Annotated in this window: 9 protein-coding genes and 1 pseudogene; 2 read left to right on the top strand and 8 right to left on the bottom strand. The window is 72.2% G+C overall.

Features of this window, described 5'->3' with window-relative positions; all coding sequences use genetic code 11:
* Positions 1-40: 40 nt before the first annotated feature.
* The 6 genes from ABZV94_RS03005 to kdpF all read right to left on the bottom strand — a co-directional run bounded on the left by ABZV94_RS03005 (position 41) and on the right by kdpF (position 6630).
* Complete coding sequence (locus ABZV94_RS03005; RefSeq protein ID WP_356336524.1) at positions 41-835, bottom strand: ABC transporter permease; 795 nt, start codon at positions 833-835, stop codon at positions 41-43.
* Complete coding sequence (locus ABZV94_RS03010; RefSeq protein ID WP_356336526.1) at positions 832-1806, bottom strand: ATP-binding cassette domain-containing protein; 975 nt, start codon at positions 1804-1806, stop codon at positions 832-834. Before ABZV94_RS03010 ends, ABZV94_RS03005 begins: the two co-directional genes overlap by 4 nt.
* A 295-nt stretch (positions 1807-2101) precedes the next feature.
* The gene (locus tag ABZV94_RS03015; RefSeq protein ID WP_356336528.1) at positions 2102-2734 is read right to left on the bottom strand and encodes a potassium-transporting ATPase subunit C; all 633 of its coding nucleotides are present in this window, start codon (positions 2732-2734) and stop codon (positions 2102-2104) included.
* A 5-nt stretch (positions 2735-2739) separates the two neighbouring features.
* Positions 2740-4839, bottom strand: a complete 2100-nt coding sequence (gene kdpB, locus ABZV94_RS03020) for a potassium-transporting ATPase subunit KdpB (protein WP_356336530.1) — start codon at positions 4837-4839, stop codon at positions 2740-2742.
* 32 nt (positions 4840-4871) lie between these two features.
* Entirely contained in the window at positions 4872-6533 is a 1662-nt protein-coding gene (gene kdpA / locus ABZV94_RS03025; protein ID WP_356336532.1) for a potassium-transporting ATPase subunit KdpA, read from the bottom strand.
* Between the two features lie 7 nt (positions 6534-6540).
* Positions 6541-6630 (bottom strand): K(+)-transporting ATPase subunit F, encoded by a 90-nt coding sequence (kdpF, locus tag ABZV94_RS03030; RefSeq protein WP_037629700.1) that lies wholly within the window; start codon positions 6628-6630, stop codon positions 6541-6543.
* Between the two features lie 296 nt (positions 6631-6926).
* Here kdpF and ABZV94_RS03035 point away from each other — a divergent pair, with 296 nt between their 5' ends.
* Complete coding sequence (locus tag ABZV94_RS03035; protein WP_356336535.1) at positions 6927-8993, top strand: NAD(+) synthase; 2067 nt, start codon at positions 6927-6929, stop codon at positions 8991-8993.
* A 10-nt stretch (positions 8994-9003) separates the two neighbouring features.
* Here ABZV94_RS03035 and ABZV94_RS03040 read toward each other — a convergent pair whose 3' ends face one another.
* Positions 9004-9708 carry a TIGR03943 family protein gene (locus ABZV94_RS03040; protein ID WP_356336537.1) on the bottom strand — a complete coding sequence of 235 codons (705 nt, stop codon included), beginning with the start codon at positions 9706-9708 and terminating at the stop codon, positions 9004-9006.
* Complete coding sequence (locus ABZV94_RS03045) at positions 9705-10715, bottom strand: permease (RefSeq protein WP_356336539.1); 1011 nt, start codon at positions 10713-10715, stop codon at positions 9705-9707. Before ABZV94_RS03045 ends, ABZV94_RS03040 begins: the two co-directional genes overlap by 4 nt.
* A gap of 159 nt (positions 10716-10874) precedes the next feature.
* Here ABZV94_RS03045 and ABZV94_RS03050 point away from each other — a divergent pair.
* Positions 10875-11057: pseudogene (locus ABZV94_RS03050) on the top strand (hypothetical protein); the annotation flags it as partial.
* Positions 11058-11158 lie beyond the last annotated feature (101 nt).

Below are 11158 nucleotides of genomic sequence, written 5' to 3' on the forward strand. Positions count from 1 at the left end.
AGCGGACGCAAGGCGAGCGCCGGGTGGGCCACCACCGAGTTCAACGCCGCGGCTCCCGGTTGAACTGCGCCTTGGACCACAGGTAGCCCAGCACGGTCAGCCCCAGGCACCAGGCGACGGCGAGCACCGCGTTCCTCGTGCCGATCCCGCTGCCGAGCAGCAGCCCGCGCAGGGTCTCGATGGCGGGCGAGAAGGGCTGGTACTCGGCGAACCAGCGGAACCAGCCCGGCATGGCGTCCACCGGCACGAACGCGCTGGACAGGAACGGCAGCATCACCAGGGGCGTGCCGGTGTTGCTGGCCCCCTCCGCGTTGGGGCTGACCAGGCCGATGCCGACCGCGAGCCAGGTCAGCGCCAGGCTGACCAGCGCCATCAGCCCGGCCGCCGCGATCCACTCCAGCGGCGTCGCGTCGGGCCGGAAACCGATGGCCAGGCCGATGCCCAGCAGCAGCACCAGCGCCATCAGTGTCTGGATCACGCTGCCGAGCACGTGGCCGATGAGCACGGAGGCCCGGGAGATCGCCATGGTCCGGAACCGGGCCATGATGCCCTCGGTCATGTCGGTGGCCACCGACACGGCGGTGCCGAGCGAGGTCATGCTCACGGTCAGCAGGAGGATGCCGGGGACCAGATAGGCGACGTAGTCGGTGCGGTCCGCGTGTCCGCCGTTGATGCCGGCGCTCATCACGTCACCGAAGACGTAGACGAAGAGCAGCAGCAGGATGACCGGGGTGAGCAGGAGGTTCAGGGTGAGGGAGGGGTAGCGGCGGGCGTGCAGCAGGTTGCGCCGCAGCATGGTGAGGTTGTCGCGGAAGGGGTGGCCGGCGGCGCTCATCGGGCGGTCTCCTTGTCGGTGGACTGGGAAGGTACGGGGCTCGCGGTGAGGGCGAAGAACACGTCGTCCAGGTCCGGGGTGTGGACGGACAGCTCGTCGGCCTCGATGCCGGCGGCGTCGAGCCAGTCGAGGATGGCGCGCAGCTCGCGCTGGCTTCCGTCACTGGGGATCTGGAGGGTGAGCGCCTCGTCGTTCCGGGTGGCCTCGCGCAGCGCGGTGGCCGCGCGCTCGTACGCCACCGGGTCGGAGAAGCGCAGCCGCACGTGCCCGCCGGGGACGAGCCGCTTGAGCTGCTCGGCGCTGCCGTCCGCGACGATCCTGCCTCCGTCGAGCACCGCGATGCGGTCGGCGAGCTGGTCGGCCTCCTCCAGGTACTGGGTGGTGAGGAAGACGGTCGTACCGCCGGAGACCAGCTCGCGGATGATCTGCCACATGGTGTGGCGGGAGCGCGGGTCGAGGCCGGTGGTCGGCTCGTCCAGGAAGATGATCCGCGGGCTGCCGACCAGGGTCATGGCGATGTCCAGGCGGCGCTTCATGCCGCCCGAGTAGGTGGAGGCGGGCTTCTTCGCGGCCTCGGTGAGGTCGAACCGTTCCAGCAGCTCGGCGGTGACGCGCCGTCCCTCGCGCTTGGAGAGGTGGTGCAGGTCCGCCATCAGGAGCATGTTCTCCTCGCCGGTGATCAGCCCGTCCACGGCGGAGAACTGACCGGTGACGCCGATGGCGGCCCGCACCGCCTGCGCCTCGGCGGTGAGGTCGTGCCCGGCGATCCGCGCCTGTCCGCCGTCGGCGGAGATGAGGGTGGACAGGATGCTGACCGCCGTGGTCTTGCCGGCACCGTTCGGCCCGAGGAGGGAGAAGACGGTGCCGGCGGGCACGTGGATGTCGATGCCGTCGAGGACGGTCTTGTCCCCGTAGGACTTGCGCAGCCCGGTGGCCGCGATCGCGAGTTCGTCTGCGTCCGTTGTCGTCATGCCGCAGAGCGTGCCGCCCGGGCGGTTCAGCGTGGCTTCAACGCGGTTTCAGCCGGCGCGGGGCGGGGCCGGGGCGGTGAAACCCGCAGGTCGTCCGGGGTAGGGGGGCACCGGTCCCGCACCGCGGTTTCCGTCCCGGCGGGCCCGGCTCAGCCGTCGCGGCTGGACCCGCCCCGGCACACCCCTCCCGGCTCGACCGGCTGGAGACCCGCCCCGACTCACCGTCCCGGCTGGACCGCCCCAGCCGACCCCTCCCGGCCGGCGCCGTCCACGGTCGTCGGCGCCGCCGCCCCCGTCAGCTCTTCGCCACCAGCTCCTTCAGTGCGATGTTCAGCTCCAGGACGTTCACCCGTGGTTCCCCGATGAAGCCGAGGGTGCGGCCGGTCGTGTGGGCCTTGACCAGTTGTTCGACCCGGGGCACGGGCAGGTGGTTGCGGGCGGCGACCCGGCGGACCTGGAGTTCGGCGTAGGCCGGGGAGATGTCCGGGTCCAGGCCGGAGCCGGAGGAGGTGACGGCGTCGGCGGGGACCTGGGACGGCTCGACCGGGTGGCCGGGGACCGAGTTGTTCCGCACCACGGCGGCCTTGGCGTCCTCGACCTGTCTGAGGAGCACCTTGTTGTCCGCGGCGAGGTTGGTCGCGCCGGAGAGGATCAGCCGGTACTGCGTGTTGACCGAGTTCCGGCCGAGCCCGTTGGCGGGGCGCGGCTGGAAGTAGTCGAGGCTGTAGCCCTGTTGGCCGATCAGGGACGAGCCGACGACCCTGCCGTCCGCTCTGGTCTCCGAGCCGTTCGCCTGGTGCGTGAACAACGCCTGGGCGACGCCGGTGACCGCCAGCGGATAGAGGACGCCGGTGAGCACGGTCAGCACCAGCAGGGCCCGCAGTCCCGCGCCGAGCAGCCGCGCGGTGCGCGCGACGGAGTGGTTCATGTCCTTCACCGGATCCCGGGTATCAGAGAGACGATCAGGTCGATGATCTTGATGCCGGCGAAGGGCGCGACCAGTCCGCCGACGCCGTAGAGGGCGAGGTTGCGCCGGAGCATCCGGTCCGCGCTCATCGGCCGGTACCGCACGCCCCTCAGCGCCAGCGGCACCAGGGCGACGATGATCAGCGCGTTGAAGACGACGGCCGACAGGATCGCGGAGTCCGGCGACGACAGCCGCATGATGTTCAGCTTGTCCAGGCCCGGGTAGACCGCCGCGAACAGCGCCGGGATGATCGCGAAGTACTTCGCGACGTCGTTGGCGATGGAGAACGTCGTCAGCGCGCCCCGCGTGATCAGCAACTGCTTGCCGATCTCGACGATCTCGATCAGCTTGGTGGGGTTGGAGTCGAGGTCGACCATGTTGCCGGCCTCCTTGGCGGCCGACGTACCGGTGTTCATCGCCACGCCCACGTCCGCCTGGGCGAGGGCCGGCGCGTCGTTGGTGCCGTCACCGGTCATCGCGACCAGCTTGCCGCCGGCCTGCTCCCGCTTGATGAGGGCCATCTTGTCCTCGGGGGTGGCCTCGGCGAGGAAGTCGTCCACGCCCGCCTCCCCGGCGATGGCCTTCGCGGTCAGCGGGTTGTCCCCGGTGATCATGACCGTTCTGATGCCCATGCGGCGCAGCTCCTCGAACCGCTCCCGCATGCCCTGCTTGACGACGTCCTTGAGGTGGACGACGCCGAGCACGCGGGCGCCCTCGCCGTCCTGGACGGCGACCAGCAGCGGGGTGCCGCCCGCCGCGGAGATCCGGCCGGCCGACGCCTCGGCGTCCTCGGCGACCGTGCCGCCGTGCTCCTCGACCCAGGCGATGACGGCGGCGGTGGCGCCCTTGCGGATCCTCCGGCCGGCCACGTCGACGCCCGACATGCGGGTCTGGGCGGTGAACCCGATCCACTCGGCGCCGGCCAGCTCGCCCTGGTGGCGTTCGCGCAGTCCGTACCTCTCCTTCGCCAGGACGACGATCGAGCGGCCCTCGGGCGTCTCGTCGGCCAACGACGACAGCTGCGCGGCGTCCGCGACCTCCGCCTCCGTCGTCCCGCGCACCGGCAGGAACGCGGCGGCCTGGCGGTTGCCGAGGGTGATGGTGCCGGTCTTGTCCAGCAGGAGGGTGGAGACGTCACCGGCGGCCTCGACCGCGCGGCCGGACATGGCGAGCACGTTGCGCTGCACGAGCCGGTCCATGCCCGCGATGCCGATCGCGGAGAGCAGGGCGCCGATGGTGGTCGGGATCAGGCAGACCAGCAGGGCGACCAGCACGACCATGGTGAGGTGCGTGCCCGCGTACACGGCGAACGGCGGCAGCGTGGCGCAGGCCAGCAGGAAGACGATCGTCAGCGAGGCCAGCAGGATGTTCAGCGCGATCTCGTTCGGCGTCTTCTGCCGGGCCGCGCCCTCCACCAGGCTGATCATCCGGTCGATGAAGGTCTCCCCCGGCTTCGTCGTGATCCTGATGACGATCCGGTCGGACAGCACCTTCGTACCGCCCGTGACAGCGCTGCGGTCGCCGCCGGACTCGCGGATGACCGGCGCGGACTCGCCGGTGATCGCCGACTCGTCCACCGACGCCACACCGTCGACGACGTCGCCGTCACCGGGGATCACGTCACCGGCCTCGCAGACCACCAGGTCGCCGATCCGCAGCGCGGTGCCCGGCACCCGCTCCTCACGGTCGTCCACCAGCCGCCTGGCCACCGTGCCGGTCTTGGCCTTGCGCAGCGTGTCGGCCTGCGCCTTGCCCCGGCCCTCGGCGACCGCCTCCGCCAGGTTGGCGAAGAGCACGGTGAGCCACAGCCAGGCGCTGATGGTCCAGCCGAACCAGTCGCCCGGGTCCTGGAAGGAGAAGGCGGTGGTCAGCACCGAGCCGATCCACACCACGAACATCACGGGTGACTTGACCATCACCCGCGGGTCCAGCTTGCGGAACGCCTCCGGCAGGGACCTGACCAGCTGATCGGGGGTGAACAGGCCCGCTCCGACCCGGCCCTGCGCGGGCCTGTGCGCGGTGGGCGCGTCGGGGTGCGGTGCCCTGGTGGGTGTGGCTGTGGACATGGAGTCCTCTGGCTTCTCTGTGCGGGTGGTCATCACGCGAGCCCTTCCGCGAGCGGTCCCAGCGCCAGGGCCGGGAAGTACGTGAGACCGGTGATGATCAGGACCGCGCCCACCAGCAGGCCGGTGAACAGCGGTTTCTCGGTGCGCAGGGTGCCCGCGGTGACCGGCACCGGCCGCTGTCCGGCGAGCGAGCCGGCCAGCGCCAGGACGAAGACCATGGGCAGGAAGCGGCCGAAGAGCATGGCGAGGCCGGTCGTGGTGTTGAACCAGTCGGTGTTCGCGTTCAGCCCGGCGAAGGCCGAGCCGTTGTTGTTGGCGGCGGAGGTGAAGGCGTACAGCACCTCGGAGAAGCCGTGCGCCCCCGGGTTGAGCATCGAGTGCGGCGGGGTCGGCAGCGCCATGGAGGCCGCCGCGAGGACGAGCACCAGCGCCGGCGTGACGAGGAGGTAGCAGGCGGCGAGCTTCATCTCCCGGGCGCCGATCTTCTTGCCCAGGTACTCGGGCGTACGGCCCACCATCAGGCCGGCGAGGAACACCGCGATGACCGCCATGATCAGGATGCCGTAGAGGCCGGATCCGGTGCCGCCGGGCGCGATCTCGCCCAGCATCATGCTCAGCATCGTGATGCCGCCGCCGAGGCCGGTGAAGGAGGAGTGGAAGGAGTCCACGGCACCGGTCGAGGTCAGGGTCGTGGCCACCGCGAAGATCGAGGAGCCGCCGACCCCGAAGCGGACCTCCTTGCCCTCCAGCGCCCCGCCCGCGGCCTGGAGCGCCGGGCCGTGGTGGGCGAACTCGGTCCCCATCATCAGGGCGGTGAAGCCGAGCCAGATGGCGGCCATCGTGCCGAGGATCGCGTAGCCCTGCCGCACCGAGCCGACCAGCACGCCGAAGGTGCGGGTCAGGGAGAACGGGATGACGAGGATCAGGAAGATCTCGAAGAGGTTGGTGAACGGGGTGGGGTTCTCGAAGGGGTGGGCGCTGTTGGCGTTGAAGTAGCCGCCGCCGTTGGTGCCCAGCTCCTTGATGGCCTCCTGCGAGGCGACGGCGCCGCCGTTCCACTGCTGCGAGCCGCCCATGAACTGGCCGACCTCGTGGATGCCGGAGAAGTTCTGGACGGCACCGCAGGCGACCAGCACCACGGCGGCGACCGCCGCGAGCGGCACCAGGATCCGCAGGGTGCCGCGCACCAGGTCGGACCAGAAGTTGCCCAGCTCCCCGGTGCGGGAGCGGGCGAAGCCGCGCACCAGGGCCACGGCGACGGCCATGCCCACGGCCGCCGACACGAAGTTCTGCACGGCCAGCCCGGCGGTCTGCACGACGTGCCCCATCGTCTGCTCGCCGTAGTACGACTGCCAGTTGGTGTTGGTCACGAACGACACGGCCGTGTTGAACGACTGCGCCGGGCCGACGGAGGAGAAGCCGAGCGAGCCGGGCAGCACGCCCTGGAGCCGCTGGAGCAGGTAGAGGAAGAGGACGCCGGCGGCCGAGAAGGCGAGGACCGCGCGCAGGTACGCGGGCCAGGTCATCTCGGCGCCGGGATCGGCACCGATGCCCTTGTAGATCCACTTCTCCACGCGCAGGTGCCGCGGCGAGGAGTAGACCCGGGCCATGTAGGTGCCGAGGGGGACGTAGGCGAGCGCGAGCGCGCCGATGAGGGCGAGCAGCTGGAGCACGCCGGCCGGTACGGGACCCATGGGGCGCTCAGAACCTCTCCGGGAAGACGAGGGCGAGGACGAGATAGCCCAGCAGGGCGACGGCCACGACCAGGCCGACGACGGTCTCGGCGGTCACAGCTTCGTCACCCCCCTGGCGACGAGGGCCACGAGCGCGAAAGCCGCGAGCACGGTGAGGACGAAGGCCGGATCGGCCATCGCGGACTCCTGAAAGGGGGTTCGGCGGAATCGGACGCTTCGAGGAAAGCGCCGGTCCGGCCGGAACGGGCCACCCGTTGACGGCCCTCTTACGGCCGCCCGCACGGCCTTGACGCGGCTCTTACGCCCCCGCCCCACACCCCCCGCACCCGGGCCGCCCCGGGCCGGCCGGTGTGCCCGGACACCCCGGCGCGGCCGGGATCTAGGCTTCCAGACATGAAGGAAGCCCCGTTGAACTTCTGGTCGCTCTACAGCCACGGCTTCGCGCGCATCGCCGCGTGCACCGGCCACACCGTCATCGCCGACCCGCAGGCCAACGCCGAAGCGGTCCTGCGCCAGGCACGCCGGTGCGCGGACGAGGGCGTCGCCGTCGCCGTCTTCCCCGAGCTGGGCCTGACCGGCTACTCCATCGAGGACCTGCTGCTCCAGGACGCGCTGCTCGACCAGGTCGACACGGCGCTGCGGACCATCGTGGCCGGGTCGGCGGAGCTGCTGCCGGTGCTGGTCGTCGGCGCCCCGCTGCGCCACCGCCACCGGATCTACAACTGCGCGGTGACCGTGCACCGCGGCCGGATCCTCGGTGTCGTGCCGAAGTCGTACCCGCCGACCTACCGCGAGTTCTACGAGCGCCGGCAGATCGCCGACGGGCACGACGAGCGGGGCGGGACCATCCGGGTCGCGGGCACCGAGGTGCCGTTCGGGGTGGACCTGCTGTTCGCCGCGGAGGACGTGCCGGGCCTGGTGCTGCACACCGAGATCTGCGAGGACATGTGGGTGCCGGTTCCGCCGAGCGCGGAGGCCGCCCTCGCCGGGGCGACGGTGCTGGTCAACCTCTCGGGCAGCCCGATCACGGTCGGCCGGGCCGAGGACCGCAAGCTGCTGTGCCGCTCGGCGTCCTCCCGCTGCCTCGCCGCGTACGTCTACGCGGCGGCCGGCCTGGGCGAGTCGACCACCGACCTGTCCTGGGACGGGCAGACCATGATCTACGAGAACGGGGTGCTGCTCGCCGAGACCGACCGCTTCCCGCTCGGCGACCAGTACGCGGTCGCCGACGTGGACCTCGACCTGCTGCGGCAGGAGCGGCACCGGATGGGCACCTTCGACGACAACCGCCGGGCCCACGCCGCCCGCACCGGGGACTTCCGGACCGTCTCCTTCGAGCTGCACCCGCCGCTGACCGACCTCGGGCTGCGCCGGCGGGTGGAGCGTTTCCCGTTCGTGCCCGCCGACCCCGAGCGGCTCGCCCTGGACTGCTACGAGGCCTACAACATCCAGGTCGCCGGGCTCCAGCAGCGGCTCGCGGCGATCGGCGGACCGAAGGTCGTCATCGGCGTGTCCGGCGGTCTGGACTCCACGCACGCGCTGATCGTCGCCGCCCGGGCGATGGACCGCGCGGACCGCCCGCGCAGCGACATCCTGGCCTTCACCCTGCCCGGCTTCGCCACCAGCGACCACACCAAGGACAACGCCCACAAGCTGATGCGGGCGCTCGGCGTCACCGCCGCCGAGCTGGACATCACGCCGACCGCGCGGCTGATGCTGAAGGAGATCGGCCACCCCTTCGCGTCCGGGGAGCCGGTGTACGACGTCACCTTCGAGAACGTGCAGGCCGGCCTGCGCACCGACTACCTGTTCCGGCTCGCCAACCAGCGCGGCGGCATCGTCCTCGGCACCGGCGACCTGTCCGAGCTGGCGCTCGGCTGGTCCACGTACGGCGTCGGCGACCAGATGAGCCACTACAACGTCAACTCCGGGGTGCCGAAGACCTTCATCCAGCACCTGATCCGCTGGGTGATCAACAGCGGCCAGTTCGACGAGGAGACCGGCGACATCCTGGCCGCGATCCTGGACACCGAGATCAGTCCGGAGCTGGTGCCGGGCGAGGAGATGCAGTCCACCGAGTCGAAGATCGGCCCGTACGCGCTGCACGACTTCACCCTCTTCCAGGTGCTGCGCCACGGCTTCCGCCCCTCGAAGATCGCCTTTCTGGCCTGGCACGCCTGGCACGACCCGAAGTCCGGCGCCTGGCCGCCGAACTTCCCGGAGGCCAAGCGGGTGGCGTACGACCTGCCGCAGATCCGGCACTGGCTGGAGGTGTTCTGCCGCCGCTTCTTCGCGTTCTCGCAGTTCAAGCGCTCGGCCATGCCGAACGGGCCGAAGGTGTCGGCGGGCGGCTCCCTCTCCCCGCGCGGCGACTGGCGCGCCCCGTCCGACGGCAACGCGGAGGTGTGGCTCAGGGACCTCGCCCGCTTCGACTTCGACAGCGCGGCGGCCGGCCGGTAGCCGGTGCCGGTCAGGTGTTCCAGGTCTCGTCGTACGGGTCGCGCGGTGCCGGCACCGGGCGGGTGGAGGTGACCTTCAGGTAGGGGATGGGGCCGTCGTTGACCGGGTCGCGGGTGAGCCCGGGGGTGTACGCGCCCGTCACCTCCAGCCAGGCGTCCGGGCGCAGGACCGGCGGCAGCGCGCCGGTCAGCGCGATCTTCACCGGCTGGGCGTCCGCGGCACAGCAGTTGAGGGCCATGCGGACCAGGTAGGGCCGGCCCGCGTGGTCCAGGGCGAGGAAGCCGGTGACCTTGACGGCACGGCCGTGCAGGGAGCGGCCGTGGCCGTAGGCCGCGCGGGAGGCGTAGTCGACGACGGAGAGCGGCACCGGGTCGCCGGCCGGCAAGGGGCCGTAGGCGTACGGCTTCTGCAGGGCCGTGCCGGAGCGCAGGGCGCTGTAGGAGCCGAGGGCCGGCGGGGCGATCAGGATCAGGGCGAGCAGCGGCAGCAGGAGCAGCCAGGCGACACGCGGCTCGGGGTGCGGGTGCCGCTCCCGGGCGCGCCGGCGCTCGTACCAGGCCGTCGCCAGGGCCGCCGCGATCAGCACCGCGCCCGAGGCCAGCAGCAGCGGGCGCAGGCCCGCCTTGACGTACCGCAGATACAGGTCGGTGGCGCCCGCGTGCAGCAGGGCGCCGCCGAGCAGGAAGAGGACGGCCGCCTGGGCCTGGCGGTTCACAGCAGCACCGCCCCGGTCACCACGGCGCCCGCGACGGCCAGCGCGAAGGTGGCGGGCGCGAACCGGAGCGCGAAGGCACGGCCGAAGGTGCCGGCCTGCATCGCGAACAGCTTGAGGTCGATCATCGGGCCCACCACGAGGAACACCAGCTTGGCCGTCGGGGAGAACTGGGTGAGGGAGGCGGCGACGAACGCGTCCGCCTCCGAGCAGATCGACAGCAGGACGGCGAGCACGGCGAGGGCGAGCACCGAGACCAGTGGGGTGCCGGCGGCCGTGCGCAGCCAGTCCGCCGGGACCGCCGCCTTCAGCGTGGCCGCGGCCGTCGCGCCGAGCACCAGGAATCCGCCCGCGTGCATGACGTCGTGCCGGACCGCCCCCCAGAACGCCTCTCCCTTGGTCGCGCCCTCGTGCGCGTCGTGGGCCGGCGGGCGCAGCCAGCCGGTCCGGCCCAGCCGCTGCCACAGCCAGCCCATCACGCAGGCCACCAGCAGGCTCGCCAGGAACCGGGCCAGGACCATCTCCGGATGCCCGGGGAAGGCGACGGCGGTGGCGGTCAGCACCACCGGGTTGATCGCGGGCGCGGAGAGCAGGAAGGCCAGGGCGGCGGCCGGGGTCACGCCCCGGCGGACCAGGGCGCCCGCCACCGGCACCGACGCGCACTCGCAGCCGGGCAGCACCGCGCCCGCGACCCCCGCCACCGGGACGGCCAGGGCGGGCCGGCGCGGCAGGGCGCGGGCGAAGAAGGACGCCGGGACGAACACCGCGATCGCCGCCGACAGCAGCACACCGAGCACCAGGAAGGGCAGCGCCTGGACGGTCACCGCCACGAACACCGTCGTCCAGCTCTGCATCAGCGGGGTGCCGAGGGCGCCACGGATCGGGGACTGGGCGAGCACGGCCGACAGGAGCACCAGGGTCAGCGCCAGCGGGGAGCTGAGCCGCCGGCCGCCCGCGGGCTCGGCACCGCCCGTGTCCGTGCCCGGCGGGGCGTCTTCGGTGATGGCCACGGGCGGTTCCCTCCGGCTGCTGCTGTCCCTCCCCTTCCCTACGCGGGTTCCGGCGCGGGCGTTCAGACCGTTGCTGGAACCACTCGACTCCTTGGGGCACTCTTTTCCCTCGTGGCGAGCGTTCCGTATCAAGGGGGGCCGGGGTCCCCGCCGGCGCACATGGTGGTGTGCGGTGACGACGGGCTCGCGCACCGGCTGGCCGCCGAGCTGCGCGGGGTCTACGGCGAGCAGGTCACCCTCGTCGTGCCGCCGAGCGAGCGCACCGTGCGGCCCCCGGTGGTCGGCCGTTCCCGGTCCGCGTCGGCCGCCCTGTTCGACCGCGTGGTCAGCGCCGCCGTGGGCACCGTCGGCCGGTCGGGCGCGGCCGGGCAGCCCGCCGGCGGCTCAGCTCCCCGCTGGCGCTGACCCTGGTGCTCCTGTCGGCCGTGCTCGCCCAGTCCCCG

It is taken from the genome of Streptomyces sp. NPDC004658 (genome assembly GCF_040609555.1).
Taxonomy (GTDB): domain Bacteria; phylum Actinomycetota; class Actinomycetes; order Streptomycetales; family Streptomycetaceae; genus Streptomyces.

Coding starts and splice junctions, on each gene's coding strand:
- ABZV94_RS03005 (WP_356336524.1), bottom strand. CDS start 835: ATGAGCGCCGCCGGCCACCCCTTCCGCGACAACCTCACCATGCTGCGG.
- ABZV94_RS03010 (WP_356336526.1), bottom strand. CDS start 1,806: ATGACGACAACGGACGCAGACGAACTCGCGATCGCGGCCACCGGGCTG.
- ABZV94_RS03015 (WP_356336528.1), bottom strand. CDS start 2,734: ATGAACCACTCCGTCGCGCGCACCGCGCGGCTGCTCGGCGCGGGACTG.
- kdpB (WP_356336530.1), bottom strand. CDS start 4,839: ATGTCCACAGCCACACCCACCAGGGCACCGCACCCCGACGCGCCCACC.
- kdpA (WP_356336532.1), bottom strand. CDS start 6,533: ATGGGTCCCGTACCGGCCGGCGTGCTCCAGCTGCTCGCCCTCATCGGC.
- ABZV94_RS03035 (WP_356336535.1), top strand. CDS start 6,927: ATGAAGGAAGCCCCGTTGAACTTCTGGTCGCTCTACAGCCACGGCTTC.